The 22,862-nt window shown below is 44.3% G+C and carries 21 protein-coding genes; 16 read left to right on the top strand and 5 right to left on the bottom strand.

Translation table 11 applies throughout. The annotated features are described in order from the left end of the window. Window positions 1-44: 44 nt before the first annotated feature. From ACVFI8_RS01430 to atzF, 3 genes are all read left to right on the top strand, one after another. On the top strand, window positions 45-689 hold the full coding sequence (locus tag ACVFI8_RS01430; RefSeq protein WP_248715218.1) for an urea amidolyase associated protein UAAP2: 645 nt from the start codon (window positions 45-47) through the stop codon (window positions 687-689). A gap of 119 nt (window positions 690-808) precedes the next feature. After that, on the top strand, window positions 809-4,453 hold the full coding sequence (gene uca / locus ACVFI8_RS01425) for an urea carboxylase (RefSeq protein ID WP_457872830.1): 3,645 nt from the start codon (window positions 809-811) through the stop codon (window positions 4,451-4,453). After that, the gene (atzF, locus tag ACVFI8_RS01420) at window positions 4,453-6,267 is read left to right on the top strand and encodes an allophanate hydrolase (RefSeq protein WP_457872829.1); all 1,815 of its coding nucleotides are present in this window, start codon (window positions 4,453-4,455) and stop codon (window positions 6,265-6,267) included. Before uca ends, atzF begins: the two co-directional genes overlap by 1 nt. A gap of 64 nt (window positions 6,268-6,331) precedes the next feature. Here atzF and ACVFI8_RS01415 read toward each other — a convergent pair whose 3' ends face one another. Then, entirely contained in the window at window positions 6,332-6,952 is a 621-nt protein-coding gene (locus tag ACVFI8_RS01415) for a LysE family translocator (protein ID WP_457872828.1), read from the bottom strand. A gap of 222 nt (window positions 6,953-7,174) precedes the next feature. On the opposite strand from ACVFI8_RS01415, the gene ACVFI8_RS01410 reads away from it, so the two are divergent. After that, a complete protein-coding gene (locus ACVFI8_RS01410) occupies window positions 7,175-7,951 on the top strand; it encodes a fumarylacetoacetate hydrolase family protein (protein ID WP_457872827.1) in 777 nt (258 codons plus the stop codon). A 112-nt stretch (window positions 7,952-8,063) separates the two neighbouring features. Here ACVFI8_RS01410 and ACVFI8_RS01405 read toward each other — a convergent pair whose 3' ends face one another. Next, a complete protein-coding gene (locus ACVFI8_RS01405; RefSeq protein WP_457872826.1) occupies window positions 8,064-8,714 on the bottom strand; it encodes a class I SAM-dependent methyltransferase in 651 nt (216 codons plus the stop codon). A gap of 411 nt (window positions 8,715-9,125) precedes the next feature. Here ACVFI8_RS01405 and ACVFI8_RS01400 point away from each other — a divergent pair, with 411 nt between their 5' ends. The 8 genes from ACVFI8_RS01400 to ACVFI8_RS01365 all read left to right on the top strand — a co-directional run bounded on the left by ACVFI8_RS01400 (window position 9,126) and on the right by ACVFI8_RS01365 (window position 16,099). Further along, window positions 9,126-9,962 carry a TOBE domain-containing protein gene (locus ACVFI8_RS01400; RefSeq protein ID WP_457872825.1) on the top strand — a complete coding sequence of 279 codons (837 nt, stop codon included), beginning with the start codon at window positions 9,126-9,128 and terminating at the stop codon, window positions 9,960-9,962. A gap of 25 nt (window positions 9,963-9,987) precedes the next feature. Beyond that, window positions 9,988-10,743, top strand: coding sequence for a molybdate ABC transporter substrate-binding protein (gene modA / locus ACVFI8_RS01395; RefSeq protein WP_248715225.1), 756 nt, complete (start codon window positions 9,988-9,990; stop codon window positions 10,741-10,743). 95 nt (window positions 10,744-10,838) lie between these two features. Next, window positions 10,839-11,513 (top strand): molybdate ABC transporter permease subunit, encoded by a 675-nt coding sequence (gene modB, locus ACVFI8_RS01390; RefSeq protein ID WP_457872824.1) that lies wholly within the window; start codon window positions 10,839-10,841, stop codon window positions 11,511-11,513. Beyond that, complete coding sequence (gene modC, locus ACVFI8_RS01385; RefSeq protein WP_248715227.1) at window positions 11,510-12,583, top strand: molybdenum ABC transporter ATP-binding protein; 1,074 nt, start codon at window positions 11,510-11,512, stop codon at window positions 12,581-12,583. Before modB ends, modC begins: the two co-directional genes overlap by 4 nt. 392 nt (window positions 12,584-12,975) lie before the next feature. Then, complete coding sequence (locus tag ACVFI8_RS01380; protein WP_457872823.1) at window positions 12,976-13,611, top strand: hypothetical protein; 636 nt, start codon at window positions 12,976-12,978, stop codon at window positions 13,609-13,611. A 464-nt stretch (window positions 13,612-14,075) separates the two neighbouring features. Next, window positions 14,076-14,639 (top strand): DUF6985 domain-containing protein, encoded by a 564-nt coding sequence (locus ACVFI8_RS01375; RefSeq protein ID WP_457872822.1) that lies wholly within the window; start codon window positions 14,076-14,078, stop codon window positions 14,637-14,639. Between the two features lie 126 nt (window positions 14,640-14,765). Beyond that, complete coding sequence (locus ACVFI8_RS01370) at window positions 14,766-15,620, top strand: hypothetical protein (protein WP_457872821.1); 855 nt, start codon at window positions 14,766-14,768, stop codon at window positions 15,618-15,620. Then, the gene (locus ACVFI8_RS01365) at window positions 15,617-16,099 is read left to right on the top strand and encodes a pilin (RefSeq protein WP_457872820.1); all 483 of its coding nucleotides are present in this window, start codon (window positions 15,617-15,619) and stop codon (window positions 16,097-16,099) included. The genes ACVFI8_RS01370 and ACVFI8_RS01365 overlap by 4 nt, the downstream gene beginning before the upstream one ends. Window positions 16,100-16,193: 94 nt before the next feature. On the opposite strand, the gene ACVFI8_RS01360 is transcribed toward ACVFI8_RS01365, so the two are convergent. Then, window positions 16,194-16,448 carry a hypothetical protein gene (locus tag ACVFI8_RS01360; RefSeq protein ID WP_457872819.1) on the bottom strand — a complete coding sequence of 85 codons (255 nt, stop codon included), beginning with the start codon at window positions 16,446-16,448 and terminating at the stop codon, window positions 16,194-16,196. 103 nt (window positions 16,449-16,551) lie between these two features. Here ACVFI8_RS01360 and ACVFI8_RS01355 point away from each other — a divergent pair, with 103 nt between their 5' ends. After that, window positions 16,552-17,028 (top strand): hypothetical protein, encoded by a 477-nt coding sequence (locus tag ACVFI8_RS01355; RefSeq protein ID WP_457872818.1) that lies wholly within the window; start codon window positions 16,552-16,554, stop codon window positions 17,026-17,028. Window positions 17,029-17,135: 107 nt separating this feature from the next. On the opposite strand, the gene ACVFI8_RS01350 is transcribed toward ACVFI8_RS01355, so the two are convergent. Further along, window positions 17,136-17,390 carry a hypothetical protein gene (locus ACVFI8_RS01350; protein WP_457872817.1) on the bottom strand — a complete coding sequence of 85 codons (255 nt, stop codon included), beginning with the start codon at window positions 17,388-17,390 and terminating at the stop codon, window positions 17,136-17,138. A gap of 163 nt (window positions 17,391-17,553) precedes the next feature. Between ACVFI8_RS01350 and ACVFI8_RS01345 the strand changes: the two genes are divergently transcribed. Next, window positions 17,554-18,219: a hypothetical protein gene (locus tag ACVFI8_RS01345; protein WP_457872816.1), complete on the top strand. Its 666-nt coding sequence runs from the start codon at window positions 17,554-17,556 to the stop codon at window positions 18,217-18,219. Between the two features lie 341 nt (window positions 18,220-18,560). Here the strand turns inward: ACVFI8_RS01345 and ACVFI8_RS01340 are convergent, their stop codons facing one another. Beyond that, a complete protein-coding gene (locus tag ACVFI8_RS01340) occupies window positions 18,561-19,961 on the bottom strand; it encodes a hypothetical protein (protein ID WP_248715231.1) in 1,401 nt (466 codons plus the stop codon). A gap of 492 nt (window positions 19,962-20,453) precedes the next feature. Between ACVFI8_RS01340 and nifH the strand changes: the two genes are divergently transcribed. Together nifH and nifD are read left to right on the top strand one after the other, a co-directional pair. Then, window positions 20,454-21,332: a nitrogenase iron protein gene (gene nifH / locus ACVFI8_RS01335; protein ID WP_248715232.1), complete on the top strand. Its 879-nt coding sequence runs from the start codon at window positions 20,454-20,456 to the stop codon at window positions 21,330-21,332. 43 nt (window positions 21,333-21,375) lie between these two features. Beyond that, window positions 21,376-22,833: a nitrogenase molybdenum-iron protein alpha chain gene (gene nifD, locus ACVFI8_RS01330; RefSeq protein WP_457872815.1), complete on the top strand. Its 1,458-nt coding sequence runs from the start codon at window positions 21,376-21,378 to the stop codon at window positions 22,831-22,833. Window positions 22,834-22,862 lie beyond the last annotated feature (29 nt).

The raw sequence follows: 22,862 nt of genomic DNA, 5'->3' as shown, positions 1-22,862 counted from the left end.
ATGATTGAACATAGATATTATTTTAACGATTGAAAGGATCACTGATGATCGTAGAAAGCTTACTTAAACCATCATTAGCCAGTAGACGAGATACCGTTCCTGCTGGTGATTACTACATGCAAGTTGTCAAAGCCGGGCAAACGGTACGTATTCTTGATTTAGAAGGCAACCAAGCAGCGGATACCTTGTTTTACAATGCCGATGATCCCAGTGAACGTTATAGCGCCATAGACACCATTCGTGAACAAGCCAACGTATATCTCACTGCGGGTACAACATTGCAATCAAATCTGGGCAGACCGATGCTACGGATCACAGCAGATACCTGCGGGCGCCATGACACCTTGGGTGGCGCATGCGCAACAGAAAGCAACACGGTTCGATATGCGCTAGACAAAAAATGCATGCATGCCTGTCGTGATAGTTGGTTATTAGCGGTAGCCGAAAATGAACACTTCGGTTTAAGCAAACGCGATATAACCCACAACATTAACTTCTTCATGAACGTACCGGTAACGGACGAGGGAGGGTTAAGTTTCGAAGACGGTATTAGCGGTGCCGGCAAATACGTAGAGCTGTTTGCCGAGATGGATGTCATCGTATTGCTGTCAAACTGCCCGCAATTAAACAACCCTTGTAACGCATATAACCCAACACCGGTTGAAGTGTTGGTGTGGGACGCTGCGTAGTAGCTAAGTAAAACCCACATATCGAAGCCCAAAAGGGCAAAGTTAAACCATAGGCGAGGGACGACCCTCAACAAGCCTTGTTAATTAGCCGGGACGACCCGAAGTTCTCAGGTGAAATTATGTTCGAAAAAGTATTGATAGCCAACCGTGGCGCGATTGCTTGTCGGATCATTCGAACCCTTAATAAAATGGGTATCGCCAGCGTTGCTATATACAGTGAAGCAGACGCAGACAGCTTACATATCAGCCAAGCAACCGAGGCCTATAGCCTAGGTGAAGGTGGCGCCAGTCAAACCTATTTAGACACCGACAAAATCTTTGATATCGCTAAACGTAGTGGTGCTCAAGCTATTCATCCGGGCTACGGCTTTTTAAGTGAAAACCAGCAATTTGTGCAGCAATGTGAGCAGCACGGTTTAGTATTTTTAGGCCCCACCGCCGAGCAAATGAACGCCTTTGGGCTGAAACACCGGGCGCGTGAGTTAGCCGAGCAGGCGCAAGTGCCTCTGCTACCAGGCAGTGGATTATTAGATAATAGCCAGCAAGCCTTAGAAGAAGCCGAAGGTTTGGGCTATCCGGTGATGTTAAAAAGTACCGCTGGCGGCGGCGGGATCGGCATGCAGCGCTGCGATAACCCAGAGCAGCTAAGCCAAGCGTTTGATAGCGTGAAGCGACTTAGCGAAAACAACTTTAGTAATGCTGGCTTATTTCTTGAAAAGTTTATTACTCAGGCTCGCCATATCGAAGTACAAGTGTTTGGCAACGGCGAGGGAGAGATCATTACCCTTGGCGAGCGAGATTGTTCAGCGCAACGTCGCAACCAGAAGGTGATAGAAGAAACCCCAGCACCTAATCTTAGTGCTGCTTTACGTAGCCAAATACAACAAACGGCCAAGCAGTTAACCAGCAGTATTCATTACCGCAGTGCTGGCACCGTAGAGTTTGTTTTTGACCAAAAAACACAATCGTTTTATTTTCTTGAAGTGAACACTCGTCTACAGGTTGAGCACGGTGTGACTGAACTGATATATGGTGTCGACTTAGTCGAGTGGATGGTAGAGCTAGGCTACGCTCAATTTACCCAGCAAAGTGTTAGCTTAGACCAGCGAGCAGCTAATCTCAGCCCCAAAGGGCACGCTATTCAAGTGCGTTTATATGCCGAAGACCCTAACAAAGATTTTCAACCTAACGCGGGTTTACTTAGCCATGTAGCTTGGCCAAACCCTGCGCACTTGCTTAACAGTGACTTTCAGCAGTTACGGATTGACCATTGGATAGAAAGTGGCGTTGAAATATCGCCATTTTTTGACCCAATGTTAGCCAAGTTGCAGTTTTTAGCCGAAGATCGTGACACCGCCATTAGTGGTTTGTTAGCCAGTTTAGAGGCCAGCGAAGTCTATGGCATCGAGCATAACCTTGCTTATTTAAAGCAGCTGTTGACCCTGCCAAGTCTGATTAGCGGTGAGCTGCTTACCAGCAGCCTTAATCAGTTTTCTTATCAAGCCGCGAGCGTGGATGTGCTGGCTCCCGGTACTCAAACGACTATTCAAGATTACCCCGCCCGAATGGGCTATTGGGATATTGGCGTGCCCCCATCTGGGCCAATGGATGCGCTTAGCTTTCAATTAGTTAATCAGTTATTAGGCAATAAAGCACAGGCCGCCGGTTTAGAAATTACCTTGCAAGGGCCCAGTTTGCGTTTCAACCAAACTTGCTTAATTGCCGTTGGCGGTGCCGATATCGAGATTTTTGTTGATGATACCGCCAAAGAGATGTGGCAAGTGATTAAAGTGGACGCCGGCCAAACAGTACGTTTAGGTAAAGTGCTAGATCATGGCGCTCGTGCTTATATGGCGGTAAGTGGTGGCATTCAATGTCCTGATTATTTGGGCAGTAAATCCACCTTCACCCTGGGTCAATTTGGTGGGCACGCTGGCAGAGCGCTGCGCAGCGGTGATGTATTGCAACTGGATCCGCTTGCTGCTTACACGCCTACCGACGAGTTTATTGTTGGCCGCGCGTTAACCACTACACCTGTCATCAATAAAGACTGGACTATTCATGTTATTTACGGCCCACACGGTGCCCCTGACTTTTTTACTGATGACGACATTCAACAGTTTTTTTCGGCAAATTGGCAAGTGCATTTCAACTCTAGCCGCACCGGGGTAAGGTTAATTGGCCCTAAACCCGATTGGGCCCGAACCGACGGCGGCGAAGCCGGTTTGCATCCCTCGAATATTCATGACAATGCCTATGCGGTTGGCACCATTGATTTTACCGGTGACATGCCAGTGATTTTAGGGCCAGATGGACCCAGCCTAGGCGGCTTTGTTTGCCCAGCTACCATCATTAAAGCTGACCTGTGGAAAATGGGGCAATTAAAAGCGGGTGACAGCATTCGCTTTGTGCCTGTTAGCATTGCCCAAGCTGAGGTAGCCGAACGCGAACAAAATAGCCTGTTATCTCAAGGGGCGGTAAAAGCCCTACAATTAGAAGCGGCGCCGTTATCTAGCCCAATCATTAAAACCTTAGCGGCCGATAAATATGGTGAAAAAGTAGTTTACCGGCCGGCAGGTGAAGATTACCTGTTAGTAGAATATGGCCCACAACGATTAGACATAGCGCTACGTTTTCGGGTGCATGCGCTAATGCTTCGCTTACAAGGCCTGGCGATAAATGGCATTGAAGAGCTCACCCCTGGTATTCGCTCCTTGCAAATTCACTACGATAATTTGCAACTGCCATTGGCAGACCTGCTTGAGACTCTTGAGCAAGCCGAAGCCACACTAGGCGATATTAACCAACTCACTGTGCCAGCAAGGGTGGTGCATTTACCCTTGTCTTGGGATGACGAAGCTACCCGCCTAGCCATTCAAAAGTACAATGATGTGGTTCGTAAAGATGCCCCTTGGTGTCCCGATAACATTGAGTTTATTCGCCGAATTAACGGCTTAGATTCGATCGAGCAAGTTAAAGAGATAGTCTTTAATGCCAATTACTTGGTCATGGGCTTGGGGGATGTTTACTTGGGAGCGCCAGTGGCTACACCCATTGACCCACGCCATCGCTTAGTGACCACTAAGTACAATCCGGCACGAACTTGGACCCCCGAAAATGCAGTGGGCATTGGTGGTGCTTACCTATGCGTTTACGGTATGGAAGGCCCAGGCGGGTATCAATTTGTGGGTCGCACCTTGCAAATGTGGAATCGCTACCGACAAACCAAAGAATTTAGCAAACCTTGGTTATTACGCTTTTTTGACCAGATTAAATTTTACCCCGTCAGCGCAGATGAATTAAAACAAATTCGCAAAGACTTCCCGCGTGGTGATTACCCCTTAAAAATTGAAAACACCGAATTTAGTCTACATGGCTACCAGCAACTACTTGAGCAGCAACAAGACAGCATTCAGCAGTTTAAACAAGTGCAGCAACAGGCCTTTGAAGCCGAGCGTCAACGTTGGGAAGAAACCGGCCAAGCGCACTTTGCCAGTGAAGTGGTCGAGCAAACGCAACACCAAGAAAACCAGCTAACAGACAACCAAGTGGCTATCGATAGCCATGTAGCCGGTAATCTTTGGCAAGTGATGGTAGAGCCCGGCCAGCAAGTGAAAAGTGGCCAAGTAGTCGCGGTATTAGAAGCAATGAAAATGGAACTAGAGGTATTGGCGCCGCAGAGTGGCACCATAACCCAACTTAATTTAAGCCAAGGCTCGCAGGTTCAAGCTGGGCAACGTTTAATGGTCATGGAGGCTTTATAATGGAACAAACCTATACAATCGAGCAGCTACGCGCAGCGTATACTGAGCAACAATTTAGCCCCGCTGACTACCTCAAGCAGCAGCTTAGTATGGCCAGAGCCGACAGTCATAACTGTTGGTTATCGTTAATTAGCGACAGCCAGCTAGACAGCTACTTAGAGGGCTTAGCCAATCAAGATATCAACGACTTACCCTTATATGGTGTGCCATTTGCGGTAAAAGACAATATTGATGTTGCCGGTTTAAATACGACGGCAGGCTGTAAAGAATATAGCTACCAACCAGAACAAAATGCCTTCGTGGTTGACATGTTGATCAAGGCGGGGGCAGTGCCTTTAGGTAAAACTAACCTTGACCAATTTGCTACCGGTTTAGTGGGCACTCGCAGCCCTTGGGGGCCAGTTAACAATAGCTTTGACCCCGACTATATCTCTGGTGGATCTAGTTCAGGTAGTGCTGTATCCGTTGCCACTGGGCAAGTTTGTTTCTCATTAGGTACCGATACTGCCGGTTCGGGGCGCGTACCCGCGGCACTCAATAATATCTTAGGCTTAAAGGCAACGAAGGGTTTGGTGAGCTGTAGTGGGGTGGTGCCTGCTTGCAAAAGTCTAGATTGCGTGACCATTTTTGCTCACACTAGCGATGACCTAAATGTGCTGTTAGAGGTAGCGGGACAATACGACAGCAGTGATTGTTATGCTCGCCAAAACCGCGATAGCAATCATGCAGGTTTGTACCTAGCCGCTAAAGAGTTAACCGGCTACAAAATCGCAGTGCCACAAGCCGAGCAATTAGAATTTTTTGGTAACCAAGATACCCAAAGTTTATTTGCTGAGAGCTTAAATAAACTGCAACAATTAGGCGCAGAGCTGGTAGAAATTGATTTTGAACCGTTTTTAACGGCTGCCAAGCTGCTCTATGAAGGCCCTTGGGTTGCCGAGCGTTATGCGGCGATTGAATCGTTTATGGAGCAAGACCCCAGCCGTTGCTTACCGGTTATTCAAACCATTATTGGTGGGGCGAAAAGCGTGACCGGGGTAGAGGCCTTTAAGGCCTTTTATAAGCTGCAAGCCTATAAAAATATTTGTGACCCTATTGTTGAACAGTTTGATGCCATTGTTACACCGACAGCGGGTAGCACTTACACCATTGCGCAACTAAACGCCGACCCTATTCAGCTCAATTCGAATATGGGGTATTACACTAACTTTATGAACTTATTAGACTACAGCGCCATCTCTGTACCTGCTGGCTTTCAAGCCTCAGGTTTACCTTTTGGTATCACCTTGTTTAGCCAAGCTTATGCAGACCGTAAATTATTGAGCATGGCGGCCTTAATTCAACAAAGTAATGGTTATGCCTTAGGTGCTACTAAGCAAGCGTTGCCGCAGTTAAAAGCGGTAGATACAACGCAATATACTCGCCAAGATAGCCTGCAAATAGTGGTGTGTGGTGCGCACCTCTCAGGTTTAGCGTTAAACCATCAATTATTAGAACGAGAAGCAACATTAATTAAGACCAGCACTACCTCTAAAAACTATCGGTTTTATGCACTCGCAGGTGGGCCACCGGCTAGGCCTGGCTTGATCCGTGATGAAGAGAATGGCGAACAAATCGCGGTTGAAGTATGGAGTATACCCACTAAACATGTGGGCAGTTTTTTACAAGGTATCCCTCAGCCCCTTGGGCTTGGCAAAGTAGAGCTTGCCGATGGCCAATGGCTAACCAGTTTTATCTGTGAAGGCTATGCTATTAGCGGTGCCACAGATATTACCCATTTGGCCAGTTGGCGGGTATATCTAGACAGCCTGTAAGTCACTTGCTACTCACCCTAAAAAACCAGCCTTAGCTGGTTTTTTGTTAGATTAATGGGTGAGATTAGCTAGAGATTAACCAAGCGCCTACGCCAATCATTAAGCTACCCGAAATACGGTTGAGTAAACGCACGTTACCACTTTTGTTCAAAAATACCCGCAGCGTTTTACCGCCCGTGGCATACAGTGTCATACAGACAAACTCAGATACTAAAATGATACTCACCAATAGACTAAGCTGCAGACCAATTGATTGGTCGGCTTGAATAAATGGCGGTAGTAGGGAGATCATAAACGCCCAACCTTTTGGGTTGGCAATAGCGGTAACAAAGCCTTGAATGGCTAATTGCCAACGGTTAACTTGTACATGTTCAGCAATTTTATCCGGTATGGCCATTTTGCCTCTAGAGCGCCACATCTGAATTCCTAGATAAGCGAGGTAGGCGCCACCCATCCACTTAAATACAATGAAAATATCTGGGTAGCGAAGCATTACTGCCGCAACCCCGAGTACAGCGAGAATCGCCACAATGCCCACACCTACCATCTCTCCAAGCATCATCCAAAAAGTACGGCGTAAGCCAATGGTCATGCCCAGGGTCATGGCTAAGGTCATACACATGCCTGGCGTTATCGAAACAAAAAAGAAGGTAGGGATAAATATTAATAGAACAGACAAATCCATGGTGGTTCCATTGGCAATCAGCAAAATGGTAGTGTACATAGCAAGTGGTTTAGTCAAAAGCTAAAATTAACGTTTTTTATTAGCCTACTGGTGAGTTTAAGGTGCCTAACAGTAGGGGCCTGCTAACGTGTATTAGGAGGCTGTAACCACAGATAAGTCGTAGTTAAATGGTTGATATCTAGGTATGATACTAATTCCTTACTATATTAGTAGTATTTTATTATGAATAAAGACATTTGCCTACACGCGGCAGCGGTGTTGCTTAAAAATCGTAATACTAGCTTAAATGTACCGCGCCTAAAGCCTGAGTTACGACCCAAATCGATAGATGACGCACTAGGTATACAAGCGGCCATGGCTGAATTACGCCAAGATAGCGTAGGCGGTTGGAAGTGTTTATTACCGATTGCTGCAGACAAACTGATAGTGGCACCGATTTTTGCCGATGATATACAAAGTGGTCGCCAGTGTGAGTTAATGGCCGATACAGGTGTTGCCAAGGTAGAGCCTGAAATTGCGTTTGTACTGGCTAAAGATTTACCGGCCCAAACCGATGATTATAGCGAAGCGCAAATTAACGATGCTATTGGTGATTGTCACATGGCATTAGAGCTGATTCAGCGCCGCTTTGCCGATAGCGAACAGGCGAGTTTTTTTGAAGTACTAGCGGATGGATTAGTAAACCAAGGCTTATTTTTAGGCCCCAAGTTAGACAAACAAAAAGCGTTGGCTGCTAGCCTCATCAATTTAAGTATCACTCAGGGTGATGCCACCCAATTATATGACGGTAAACACCCTAATCAAAATCCTGTTAGCCCCATTTATTGGTTAATCAATTACATGTCTAAACGTGGGGTAAGTTTTAGGGCGGGTCAGGCATTAATCACAGGGTCGTATGCGGGGGTGTTAGAGTTAGCGTTTGATTGCCTAAATGACATTGAGTATCAACACTTAGGCGCTTATCAAATTGAATTTATTGCTAAAAAGGCACACCGCTAAGTAGGGAGATGAAAAGGGGTTAACAGTTTGCTTGGTTGATAGCGATTTTAGCGGGCGAAAACAGCGTGAGGCTATACAGCCCAGCCCACGCTGGCGGCGCGGGCTGGAGAGCCTAACGTTTAAATTTTAAAATATGGCCTTTAAATTCGTTTTCTAGATAGGCGGTTAGTGTTGGCTTTATATGGTCTGAGCTAAAGCCAAAATCTATCATTTTTTTGCTTATTTTGTTTTTTCTGCCTCGCCCTGGGTCAACCAATATCACCTCACAGTTAGGCTTAGCGTGCGCTTCGATAAAAGATGCAAGCAAATTGATATGTTCGTCTTCATACAGTAAATCACTGCCAATAATTAGGTCAAACTGTCCTAAATCGTCGTTGCTGTCGGCCCAACCGGTTCGTTCATAAGTGATAGGGCTATCTTGGTTTAGGGTGGTATTTCGCAGTAAAAACTTGCCCACTTCAGGGTGGTAGTCGGTAGCCGTAATATCGGCGTGACGTTTGTTAAGCAGCAAGCTAGATAAAGCCATACCACAACCCACTTCCAATATTCGTTTATTCGCTATTTGGTAATCTGAAATGTAATGCGCCAGCACTAAACTTGAGGGATAAATGATGCCAAATATTGGCCATGATGCTGAGGATATACCGAGTTTTTTGGCAATATCGTCGGGATCAGAAAATTGCTGGTTATCTCGTAAAGTACAAAGATGAATATCAGTTTTACCAAATTCTACAGTTTGGTAATTATAACGAAGCGGTGTCATCGAGCTGCCTAATGTTGGCGCTGAGCCAGCTATCTGGCGATAAATGACAAAACGGGAATGAGGCTCAAGGGTACAGTAAGCCCCTTAAATAACAACGGATTTAGTACATTATCTGGCTAAAGCCGATAAATAGCCCCATATAGTTTGAGCAATATGTATATAGCACGCAAGCTGTCTGAGGAGCCAATATAGCCTCGTTATATAGCTGACAATATAACGACAGTTGTTGCCTAAGTAACAAACCCCATTCTCTGGTATTTAATGCAAGCCCCTTATTTTAGCGGCTTCTAGCGTGTTACTGGCTTGGCTCTAGATTTGCAATTGAGTTCATTAAAGCGGTTATTTTGTAAGCCTTGCTAATAGTAGCGGGATAAATAGCTGACCAAGCGGCGTTATATAGGACGGTATACAGTGGGTAAAATTAAATCTAGTCATCATACCGCTGCGGGTCATGGCAATATTGCCCGCAGCCAGTTAGCGCCATTTCTTAGTGACCATAGAATAAAGCTGTTAGATGCGATTCATCAGCATGGTTCTTTAAGTGCGGCAGCACGCGCATTGCCAATGTCTTATAAGGCGGCTTGGGACGCTTTAGATGCCATGAACAACTTAGCTGATCGGCCGCTAGTGGTTAAACACAGTGGCGGTAAACAGGGTGGGGGGACTAGCCTAACCCGCTATGCCTTGCGTTTAGTCGCATTGTATAAAGCTTTAGACCAAGAATACCAACAAGCCTATCAGCAGCTAGAACCCAAGTTACACGCCCCCCTTAGTGAAGACGATTTACACGTTGCCCAATATCGCCAATTGCTGCGCCGAATGAGCGTGCGCAGCAGTGCCCGAAACCAACTCGCTGGCACAGTGGTAGCGATTAGTTTAGGCGCGGTAAACAGCCTAGTGAAGGTAGAAGTTTCAGAAGGGGTAATTATCGTGGCAATGATTAGTTGTGAGTCTTTAAGCCCCTTATCTATAGCGGTTGGTAGTCAGGTTTTGTGTCTGATAAAAGCCTCTCATATGATGGTTCAACCGCCCAATCAACATCAACTATTCACCAATAACCAATTATTAGCAAAGGTAGCGCGGATCACTAAAGGCGCGGTATGTGACGACATCAGCATGACGATTGCCGGACAAAAAACGCTGGCAGCGGTGGTGCCTTGCGAAACCGTAGCAAGCTTAGCCTTAGCAGAATCGAGCCAGGTTACTGTTAGCTTTTCAGCTTCTTCAGTGATTGTTTGTTGTTATTAACAGTGACCCCAAGGAGTGGTTAAGCATGCATAGTCAATACTCATTGTTACTGCTAATTCTGTGGCTAATAATACCCAGCCAAGCCTTGGCCGAAGAGTTACGCGTTGCCGTGGCTGCTAACTTTTATAAACCCTTACTGGCCATAGCGGCGCAATTTGAAAAAGAGACTGGTCATAGCATTCAGCTTTCGGCGGGATCTACCGGCAAATTGTATGCGCAAATCATTAATGGTGCGCCGTTTGAGGTGTTTATAGCGGCCGACAATACCCGCCCCGGCAAGCTGGTGGCTGCCGGTTTAGCGCTGGCTGATAGTCAATTTACTTATGCTCAGGGCAAGCTGGTGCTGTGGTCTGCCAACACACAGCTTATCGCGCAAAGCCCTAAGGTACTCACTAAGGCACAGATACAACATGTAGCCATTGCCAACCCTAAAATTTCGCCCTACGGCGCCGCCGCTATAGCGGTGCTTAAGCAGCTTGGTTGTTACTCAACATTGGCTAACAAACTGGTAGAAGGGCAGTCGGTGAGCCAAACATTTCAACAGCTTAGCTCGGGCGCGGCAACCTTGGGTTTTATTGCTCTGTCGCAAGTATATAGCGAGCAAACTATCTCACGCGGTTCGGCGTGGGTTGTACCAAGCCACTATTACCCAGCTATTTTGCAAGATGCGGTGTTACTTAAGGTGGCTGAGCATAAGCCCGTGGCGCGTGAATTTTTAGCCTATCTGCAGTCGCCCAGCGTGGTCGCGCTGATCCGCGCTTATGGTTATGCGGTGCACTGAGGCTAGAAAAAGATCAAACGAGTTGCCGCTAAGCACATGGTGGATGGGTAAATCGCTAAATATAGGTATAGCTGCGGCGTAACAAGGAGAGGTAAATGCCCGATTTAATGGTGGTTTGGTTAACCTTAAAATTGGCGGTGGTTGTCACCACTGTACTGCTATTTATCGCCACGCCTTTAGCGTGGTGGATGTCGCAAACGAGATCGGCATTTAAACCGCTGGTAGGTGCCATATTTGCATTGCCACTGGTATTGCCGCCCACGGTGTTGGGCTTTTACTTGTTGTTATTACTAGGGCCCAATGGCGCAGTAGGGCGCTTATCAGACAGTGTTGGGTTTGGACATTTACCGTTTACGTTTAGCGGCATTGTGATTGCCTGTGTGGTGCATACCTTGCCGTTTGTGGTTCAACCCATGCAAAACGCCTTTGAGGCAATGGGTAAACGACCTTTAGAAGTGGCCTCTACATTACGCGCTAGCCCCTTAGTGGTGTTTTGGCAGGTGGCTTTTCCATTAGCGAGGCCCGGTTTTTTTGCCGCTGCCATTCTTGGTTTTTGTCACACCATTGGCGAGTTTGGTGTAGTGCTAATGATAGGTGGCAACATTGCCGGTCAAACCAGAGTGATGTCGATAGAAATTTATAACCATGTAGAAGCCTTAGAATACAGCCAAGCGCATTGGCTAGCTGGCGCCATGCTGGTGTTTTCATTTATCGCCTTACTGCTTATTTACAGCTTGAACGATTTAGCCAGAAGAAAGGTAATGGCATGAGCATACAGCTAAATTTGCAGGCAAATAGAGGTGATTTTTGCCTCGATGTTAACATCAACATACCTTGTCGAGGCGTTACCATGTTGTTTGGGCCTTCGGGCTCGGGTAAAACGACTTGCTTACGGGCCATGGCGGGGCTAGAGCGCTTAGCCAATAGTTATGTGTCAATCAATGGTGACGTTTGGCAAGACGAACCCCACCACATATGGCGCCCTAGCCACCAACGAGACATTGGCTATGTATTTCAAGAGGCCAGTTTGTTTTCACATTTAAATGTAAAACAAAACCTGTTGTTTGGATACCGCCGTATAGCGGCTAATAAACGCAAAGTGACACCAGAAGAAACTTGCCAACTGTTAGGGATCACCGGCTTATTATCACGCAATACAGCCTCTTTATCAGGCGGCGAACGGCAACGCGTCGCCATTGCTAGAGCGTTGCTGACCTCTCCCAAACTGCTATTGATGGACGAACCCTTATCGGCCTTAGATCTTAAGTTAAAACAAGAAATCATGCCCTATTTAGAGCGCTTGCATCAACACTTGTCTATTCCCGTTGTGTACGTAAGCCATGCCCTAGAAGAGGTCGCCAGTTTGGCAGATTATGTGGTGATGCTTAATCAAGGAAAGGTGGCGCTGGCGGGCAAGCTTAATGAGCTTATGTTAGACAAACGCGCCGGGCTGTTGTTTGGTGGGCAAGCTAACACCCTACTAACAGGGCAAGTGGTCGCTAAAGACAGGCTTGGTTTATCTACCTTACGTGTACAAGGCTTATTGATTTATGTCGCGGGGCAACATTGGCGCATAGGGGAAACCGTGCGTTGCAGAGTGAACGCTCGCGATGTTAGCCTGTGTAACACTAAACCTGACCTTAGCTCAATAGTTAATGTCCTGCCAGCCATGGTGCAAAGCATTGATAAAGGGCTAAAAGACGGCGAATGCTTAGTGACATCGCGCTTAGCGTCAGGGCAATTGTTACAGGCACTTATCTCAGAATACTCCACTGCCTTGCTGGCATTAAAATGTGGCCAAAGCGTATGGTTACAGCTTAAATCGGTAGCCATCATCTAGCATTTATTTACTCAAGCCATGTTGGCAAACGACAAGGCATGTTGCTTTTGGCTAAGCAGGTGGCGGTTTTCTAACACGCTTTGGCAAGGCCTTCAGGTGGAAAACACATCGAGAAATTACCATTTAGGCTTTGCGCACGTTTTAGCGGTATGAATATAAAGCGGTGCGGCTTTTTTACGCTGCTTTTGTCAAAACAGCCATCAAAATTTGAACTCTCACTATTGATAAAATTAAAAGAAAAACTCAAAGTAGACAATAAGTTAAAGATAGAGCATGAATAGCCGGGCGACTTCGCGCTAGCTCACACGTTCTGTGATAGGAAGCGTGCTCATTGAATGGGATAGGAAGCACGTGCTTCCTACTTAGCGTTATAAGTGCTTTAGGAATAACTGATGAAATTAGACTTTGAGAAATGCACAAAAGTTGAAACAGGATATTGTTTAGTCCCTCAACCCCACGATGATCTAAAAAAATATAGCGATCTTTATGACCGTTTCTGTAGTGTCATTTATATGTCTGTAATGGTTGGTGATAAGCCAGTAAAAGCAAATATAACCCGTGAAGCTAAAGATGTAGCTTGTATTCGAGCAGCGCTATGTGAGCTTATTAGTATAGAAGACTATATCAAGCAATCTTACCTTGCTTTAGCATTCTCGGACTACCAACTTTATAAGTCCCAGAATCCAATACTTCATATTTTTAAGCTACTACGAAATTATAATATTCATCTTTCTCGTAGCATGTTAGGCACAAAACCAATGAAGGTAATGGTGCCAGCTAGATTGGATGATGTGTTTGAGATTGAAGTCGAGTATATTTCTAATCTATCAGTATCTGAATTGCGTCGCTTACATAGCTCAAAAGATTATTCAGATGAACAGTTGAGTCAGATGATCGAATGTTTTGAGGTTCAGCAGCATGAGTTTGGAGTTACGGCACTCATAATTAAAGCCGCACTAGATTATTCAGAGCAGATTACGACGTTACTGAAAGTAGGAAAAATACCTGCTCACCAACGGCACTTATAACGAATAAGAATAGGTGTCGCGCAGTAGACACCTTACTCGGGTGTTGAACAAGCCCGATGCTCCCTTCTAGAGTTAACCACGGTGCTAAAGCTGTTGGTTTGGATCGCGATAAGTATTGAAGCAACAGCAGCCCAATGTAAAAAGCCCAGCGTCATAAACCACACAAAGATGACTAGCCAAGCCTTTGTGTTTTTTGATAAGTTTGTTGATAGAGCGAGTATGGGTGGGGATGGTGCTATGGAACACAGGCTCATCTCTCGAATTATCAACACAATAAGCGACATCTGTGGTTTCTTGGTGAACGTCTAGTCCTATGAAAAACCTGCTAGATGTAGACATGTCGATCTGCTGTTCTGCTATGACTTGCATCTAACTGTGAGGTTCTAGTTTGACCAACCCACGATAAACGCAAGAGGTCGATACTTTCACCAGGGATCATTATGTCTAAGTTTCAAGGAGAGAATGTGAGTAATCCAGTAAATCCCAATTTCGAATGGAACGAGTTTTTCTGGCAAGCAGATGTAAAGCTACCTGCTTGGTCAGGCTTCCAAGAAAGAAACGGGCCTTATGGATCAATATCATCGGATGAACCATCTAATGGAACTATTAAAATAGTTTTTGCGCCAGAAGGTAGAGGCGATGAATCTCTAAACTCTACGGAAATGGAGCTTATAAATTGGTTTATATCGCATCAGAGGCAAGTCATAGGGTCTATAACAAACGCGCTATTTTCTAACTACGCCGCTATTAAAGACGCCTGCATAGAAGAATGTGGTGAAGAAATGGCGGAGTATTTTCCTGAAGTAAATGACGTTAGCGACATTAAGAATGTCGTAGGCATCGTTTCCGTGAATATCCATCAAGTGAGCAAAGATAATATTCCTTACATTGGCGTGGAAATGGGCTGTAACTGGGAGGAAGAGCATGGAATGGGATTTTTATTGCATGGCAACAAAATTGTTGAGGCTGGGGGGGCTGATACAGCCATTCTTTTATGGATGGCAGAGAAACATGCAAATGAAGCTTAACAAATTGCTACAACGGCCAAATTTCCGCTGTCACCTTTTGTGCCAAAAACCGCCTTCAAAAATTTGCTCAGTGAGCCGAGCGGTATACGCTTATTATCTCATCTAACAATCAGCAATCAAGGAAGTATGATGAATTGGAATTTTTTTAAATTTTACAGTAACGAATTACTACGAAAGCTTTCTAGTGAAAGCGAAGTGACATCGGCTATAAAAATAGTGGACAACACTCAGATCATTAATGAATTCTCTGTAGAAAAAAATTCTAACAATCTAATTACGAAAATTATCTCAACCATTCAAAGCAAAGAGTTTTCAAAAGAAGATGCAGAAAAAGTGTTGAAAATATATAGCCAACTAGATGTTTCAGAACTGGATTGTAAGCCATCACAACTAAAAAGAGTTGGTGTTTATATAGGTTACTTGGCAGTAGTCTTTTTTGTTATGTCTAGTATATATATGATATTTGTTGTTCCGCAAGCACTAGAAATGTTTGATAGCTTTAATTTCGGTGCGCCAGAAGAGTTTGTTTGGTTTGTAAATCACTGGGGTGCTATTTTTTCTGGTATATCATCCTTAATTTTTATATCTATTTTAATAAATCTTAAAATTAAAAAAATGTTTGAGTATCAGGTTGGTGTTTCGAAGTCTCTGATATATCGCATGTTGATTCCAGGTGGCATTAAAACTAAATATCAAAAACTGATATCACTTATTCTATTGCCTATTTTTCTTGTTAAGTCAAAAAAAGATGGTATCTCCGACGACATTATTGATCACTTTAACAATGAAAGCTTTAATGAAATGGAAATTACAGAGACATTATCACTCTTGATTAATGATAATGTAAACAACCTAGTTTTACTCTCGGAGGCTTACATCAGGAGGGTTTATATCGTTGTTGCTGTATTGATTGTGTTTTGTATTTTTAAATTTGTAAGTAGTGTTTATGCACCAATTTTTGTTTTAGGAGAAGCAATATGATCAAAAATAAAGGATTTACCCTTATAGAGTTAATGGTTGTCGTATCGATCATAGGTGTTTTGGCTTCTGTTTCTATGCCTCAATACCAAAGTTACGTACATAAAAGCGAGGTTGTTGAGGCCTTAAGTATGGCTGCAACAATAAGGGAAGATGTGACGGCCTATTACGTAGAGAAGCTTGAATTCCCAAAAGATAATATGCAAGCTAGAGTCCCACAGTCAGATAAATTAATTGCAAATCGAGTGACGAGTATCGCCATAATAAATGGTGCTATTCACATAACTCTAGGAAATAAAATAGCAAAACCTCTTCAAGGCAAAGTCTTAACATTTAGGCCGGCTGTAGTAGATGGTAGTCCTTTAAGTCCCATTTCTTGGTTGTGCGGTTATGATGAAGCTGTTGATGGTATGTCTGCTGTAGGTAAAAACAAAACAACGATCCCAAATGAATATCTTCCAAGTTCATGTGTTGCGGGCTAATCGCGTATAAAAGATATAAATAGGTGTCGCGCAGTAGACACCTTACTCGGGTGTTGAACAAGCCCGATGCGCCCTTCTAGAGTTAACAACGGTGCTAATGCTGTTGGTTTGAAGGGCGATAAGTGTTGCAGCAACAGCAGCCCAATCTAAAAAGCCCAGCGTCATAAACCACACAAAGATGACTAGCCAAGTCTTTGTATTTTTTGATAAGTTTATTGATAGAACGAATGTGGGTGGGAATGGTGCCATGAAATACAGGCTCATCTCTCGAACTATCAACACAATAAGCGGCATCTGTGGTTTCTTGGTGAACGTCTAGTGCTATGAAAAACCTGCTAGATGTAGACATGTCGATCTGCTGTTTTGCTATGACTTTGCATCTAACAGTGTGGCGCTAGTTTAACTAAGCCACGATAAACGCAAGAGGTCGACACTTTCATCAGGGGAGCATTATGTCTAGCTATATAAGGAGATTGGCGTTGACTAGATACTTATATTTATCAATCATTGTCTTATTATTTGGGTGTGGTGCTTTGCCAACCACAAACCCTGTAATATCTGAAGAGAAAGTCGTCGTGACTACAGAAGACGAATCGAAAACGATCACGCTTAATGAACCTCAAGTATGGTTTGATGGCTACCAAAAAAACTCAGGTGTTATGCTTCCAAAAGGAACTTATCAACTTGAAGCACAAGATGCAGATTATTTATATTTCCGCGCACCATTAGATATAGAGTTTCGTTCATTAAATGAAACTCCTCAAACTCAGGAATTCGTTAAAGGTGGGATTGCCATTGCTAAAAATAGTCTTAATATCATTCCTGCTTGCATATATAAGTCCATCCAAAACGATAAAAAAGTGCTCAGCTGGAAACTCGGCAACCACTTCCTTCGTATGGAAGATGGTCATTGGAAAAAAGATTATTAAAGTGTTCAAATACATCTAATAGATAAGAATTGGTGTCGCGCAGCCGACACCTTATTCGGGTGTTGAACAAGCCCGATACTCCCTATCTTCCATAGTTAACCACGGTGCTAATGCTGTTGGTTTGAAGGGCGATAAGTGTTGCAGCAACAGCAGCCCAATGTAAAAAGCCCAGCGTCATAAACCACACAAAGATGACTAGCCAAGTCTTTGTATTTTTTGATAAGTTTATTGATAGAACGAATGTGGCTGGGAATGGTGCCATGAAATACAGGCTCATCTCTCGAACTATCAACACAATAAGCGGCATCTGTGGTTTCTTGGTGAACGTCTAGTGCTATGAACAGCCGGCTAGATGTAGACATGTCAATCTGCTGTTCTGTTATGACTTTGCATCTAACAGTGTGGCGCTAGTTTAACTAAGCCACGATAAACGCAGGAGGTCGACACTTTCACCAGGGGAGCATTATGTCTAGATGTATTCCGGAGGTTTTGTTGAATATTAGTAAAATCCTATTAGGAAGTATCATGTATCCTATTTTTTATCCTAAGCGAATTATTAACGCAGTTACTGTTCCGATATTTATGTTAGTTTGCAATTGGGCGTTAGCAGTTAATTTTGGGGATGAAAATGCCTTTTTTGCGTGGTTTTTATATGCGTTTCAGTTTTATGCCGTCTCTATATATTTAACCAATTGTGTTTTGTTAGTTACAAAAAATGAAATTCCCAATTTCGTTGAAACGCAATCAATATATGCAAAAAGTTGTATGTTGCTAACCGCCTATACTTTTCTTGTTTGGGGCTTAAAGTATTGTTTGGTAATGTTGTGTCTGGATATATTTGGTGTTTCAGACAATGAAGGTTTTTCACAATTGAGTCAAATTTCTGATGCAGTATCTACAGTGCTCCTCTTTAGCCTTTTTTTGGTTATTCCTCACTATATATGTACGGGTAAAATATGTGTGAAAGAGGTACTTAGCAACAATCGAAAGCATCTTATTAGTCTGAGCTTGATCATTTTTATTATCGAAATATTTAAGAGTATTATTGGCTATGTATTTACAGGCACTTCTACACCTACCATGTTACTAGGAGCAACTACGCTTTTAATATTTCAAGGTGTTGGGTATATAGCAATTTCTTTTTGCTACATGTCAATTTTTCCAAATTCTACGACAAGAATACAAGTGTAATTTCATATACATTTAGCAGATAAGAATAGGTGTCGCGCAGCCGACGCCTTACTCGGGTGTTGAACAAGCCCGATGTGCCTTTATATAGTAAATAACGGTGTAGATATTGGCGGGGCCAAAACCTTGTTACTGTTAACAAGGGGAGGCTGACTAAGACTGGCTGAACGGCGCTAAGCCCTGCCATTATCCTTATGCCGTTCGCCTAGCTCGTTTGACTAAGGCCGGTGCAGTGCCTGGTGGGTTGGTAACAAGGAGCCATTGGCCGATTCTATACCTAAAAAAAACAAGGGACATCCCACTATATCCCCCGATATACCGTTAGTCATTATCAAAAATAGCGATCAAATGCTGCCACTAGACTGAAGCCTAGATAGCATTTCACTTTTGCCTTCCCAAACCTTTATCTCCCATGGCTCGGCTATAGTGATGACACCGCCTTTGACCTGCGACGGAACAACATGATCGGGCAAAACGGTGACCCTATACCGATCCATGCTGCGGGCACCAGATTGGCTTTTTACAAACCAATTCGGGTCTTCAAAAAAATGTTGGGGTTGGGCGTAGCCTTCAGTTTCGCTGCCTACAACATACTGATTGGGTTTTGTAGTTGTATAGATATCAATCACCGTGCGTGTTGGGTCTGCATCAGGTGCGTTGAATACCATGGTTACGAAGTTATGAAAGGTGGCGTCAATTGCAGGAACGAATACAACTGAATGTCCTCCCCCTATGCCGACGGTACTAATAGTATGAGCGTTGTTACCTGGCTCTACCATAAACTGCCTAGCTTCAAAACACATCGCTTTCCAACTATCTATACTTCGCAAATACCAGCGCCCTTTTTGGTCTGGATCTGGCACTAGGTTAATTTCTTGAGGGGTCGTGGCGAATTGCTCTTCCATGACATCTTTACCAGACCAATACATCCCCAGTACGGGTTTAACGTAAGGTGCCGATTGTCCAGGAAGCATGCTTTTCATTGACACAGAGTAGTTCGCATTAGGTCCGTAGGATGGATAGCCGGACATAGCATAGGCAATAAGATCAGGAGCTTCCTCTAGCAGTTTAATATACTGTTCGCGCAAGTTGGCCCGTGTCTGGCTAATCACGCTTTTAGCTTGGGACATCTCTGTCGGTTCAGCCAAAGCATGACGAAGGTATACCAGCCCAGTTCCCTTCATTTGATAGTCTGCCAAGCGACGAAACACTCCTAGACCGATATTGGCCGCGTCATTAATGGTTTGTTGACGCGCCGAAGACCCAAACATTTCCCACTTACTGTTAAACATAGTTTCTGGCAGATTTTTGCCGCCCTCTATAGCCCCATCGTTTCCGACGTACATGTTGTGTACAGCAGTTAAGCGAGTCTCAATTGCTATGGCTTCACTCTCATCGAGCATTTTACGAATTTTGGCGACTTTTACATCATCACTGTCATCTGATGTAATTACGGTGTGGATGCGACGCATATACGTATCCACTTGCGCCTTAAAGTCGGCAATCACATCATCTTTGTGCAACCAGTCCAGCTTGTGATTAATTTGCCGTAATAGCACATCCATTTGATCGAGGCGCGCTTGAATATCTTTTAACTCATCGATCACTTCGTCAAAGCGATCGTGACTAACGCCAATTTCCTCCATCAACATCTCGGTAAATACGCCACCGATTTTACTGCCAAAAGTTGATGCAAGTGATTTTGCCGCTGATACGGCCAGTTGATTAAACAGTTTTTCAGCCATGCATAAAATCCTTTTTCAATTGATATTTAACCTGTTGAGGCAGACCAGGCGACCAAGTTGTGCTTTTTGACCAGCCTTGGTCGTTTTGTTTGATGCACACCACTTGGATAAATCACCATCAAGGCAGTATTGCTGTAAAGAGCGAGCCATACCGAACTGGTTTTTCTAAGTTAGTTAATTAGTCCGACTTGGTAAAGCCAAGGGGAAATTTTAAAAAGTCATCGCTGCAACCGATAGTGTACGGCTTAGCGAGGATAGCCCAATCTATGTGATTGCCATAAAACCTTGTTGTACTCGCTCTCAAGCTACACCAATGCGTTTGTTACAAATACGACATTGGCCCTTCATTTGTTGTTTGTGCTTACTACATGTTTTCTGTAGCGAAATAAATAAACGTTAAATAACAATGGCTTATTGTTTTTAGAATGGTTGGCTTGGTATTCGCAATAGTTAACTCGGGAACTATTTATCAAGCTAAAGGAAGAAAATATTATGGCTATTCGTCAATGTGCAATTTACGGAAAAGGTGGTATTGGTAAATCTACTACTACACAAAACTTAGTGGGTGCTTTAGCAGAAGCCGGTAAAAAAGTAATGATTATCGGTTGTGACCCTAAAGCAGATTCAACCCGCTTAATCTTACACGCAAAAGCGCAAAACACCATTATGGAAATGGCCGCTGAAGCGGGGTCGGTTGAAGACATCGAGTTAGAAGATGTACTAAAAGTGGGTTACGGCGGCGTACGTTGTGTTGAGTCTGGCGGTCCTGAGCCAGGTGTAGGTTGTGCGGGTCGTGGTGTAATTACAGCGATTAACTTCTTAGAAGAAGAAGGCGCCTACGAAGAAGACTTAGATTTTGTATTCTACGATGTGTTAGGTGATGTGGTATGTGGTGGTTTTGCCATGCCTATTCGCGAAAACAAAGCTCAAGAGATCTACATCGTAGTGTCTGGTGAAATGATGGCAATGTACGCGGCCAACAACATTTCAAAAGGTATTTGTAAGTACGCAGCAACCGGTAGCGTTCGACTAGCGGGTCTAATTTGTAACTCACGTAAATGTGACCGTGAAGACGAGCTTATTGAAGCGCTAGCCGCCAAAATTGGCACGCAAATGATCCACTTTGTACCTCGCGATAACGTGGTACAGCAAGCTGAAATTCGCCGTATGACAGTTATTGAGTACAACCCTAAATGTAACCAAGCTGATGAATATCGCACGCTAGCCAATAAAATCATCAACAACCAACTATTTGTTGTTCCAACGCCTGTAACCATGGACGAGTTAGAAGAGTTGTTAATGGAATTCGGCATCATGGATGAAGAAGACGAAACCATTATCGGCCAAGTCGCCGAAGAAGTAACCGCTTAGGCGCTTATCAACAGAGATCTTATTGATGCTATAGGAGGCAGCAATGTCAGATAAAAAAGCAGAGACTCAGGCGCTGATTGATGAGGTGCTAGAAGTCTATCCAGAGAAAGCCAAGGCCGATCGTAAAAAGCACTTAGGGGCTAACGATACCGAAGGTGGCAGTTGTATTACCGCTAACCGCAAATCGCTGCCTGGGGTAATGACCGCACGTGGTTGTGCTTACGCGGGGTCAAAAGGGGTAGTGTGGGGACCGATTAAAGATATGGTGCATATCTCTCATGGTCCAGTTGGTTGTGGTCAGTACTCTCGTGCAGGTCGTCGTAACTACTACACCGGCTACACCGGCGTAAACAGCTTCGGTACCATGAACTTTACTTCAGACTTTCAAGAGCGTGACATCGTATTTGGCGGCGATAAAAAGCTGGCCACGATGGTCGACGAAATTGAAATGTTATTCCCATTAGCTAACGGTATTTCGATTCAATCTGAATGTCCGGTAGGTTTGATCGGTGACGACATCGAAGCCGTGGCGAAAACCAAAGGCGCTGAAATTGGCAAAACCATTGTGCCGGTGCGTTGTGAAGGTTTCCGTGGGGTGAGCCAATCACTGGGTCACCACATTGCCAACGATACTTTACGTGATTACGTACTAGATAAATCGGAAGGCAAAGAAGTTGCGACAACCGATTACGATGTCGCCATTATCGGTGATTACAACATTGGTGGTGATGCTTGGTCTTCACGCATTTTGTTGGAAGAAATTGGTTTACGCGTAGTTGCACAGTGGTCTGGTGACGGTACTTTACCTGAACTTGAAAACACTCCTTCGGTAAAACTTAACTTGGTTCACTGTTACCGCTCAATGAACTACATCTGTCGTCACATGGAAGAAAAATATGGTGTGCCATGGATGGAATACAACTTGTTTGGCCCAACTAAGTGTGAAGAGTCTCTTCGTGCTATTGCCGCTAAATTTGATGAGAAAATTCAAGCTAAAGCTGAAGAAGTGATTGCTGGTTACAAAGCCCAATGGCAAGCAGTGGTTGATAAGTATCGTCCACGCCTAGAAGGCAAAAAAGTCATGCTGTATGTGGGGGGCTTACGTCCTCGTCATGTAATCGGAGCCTATGAAGATTTAGGAATGGAAATTGTAGGGGCTGGTTATGAGTTTGGCCATAACGATGACTACAGCAAAACCGTACCTGAAGTGAAAGACGCTACCTTAATTTACGATGACGTAACAGGCTACGAGTTAGAAGCGTTTGCCGACAAACTTAAACCTGATTTGATTGGTGCGGGTGTTAAAGAGAAATACATCTTCCAGAAGATGGGGATCCCTTTCCGTCAAATGCACAGCTGGGATTACTCGGGTCCGTACCATGGCTTTGATGGTTTCGCCATTTTTGCCCGCGACATGGACATGACCTTGAACAACCCTTGTTGGGATAAATTAACGCCACCATGGAAAGCCAAAGCAGATAAAGCTGCCGAAGCGGCCTAAGCGTTCAGTGACACCAGGTTGAGTGCGTT

The organism is Agarivorans sp. MS3-6, assembly GCF_054112545.1.
The sequence above is the reverse complement of the archived record's forward strand: the minus strand, read 5'-3'. Positions and strand labels throughout refer to the sequence as shown.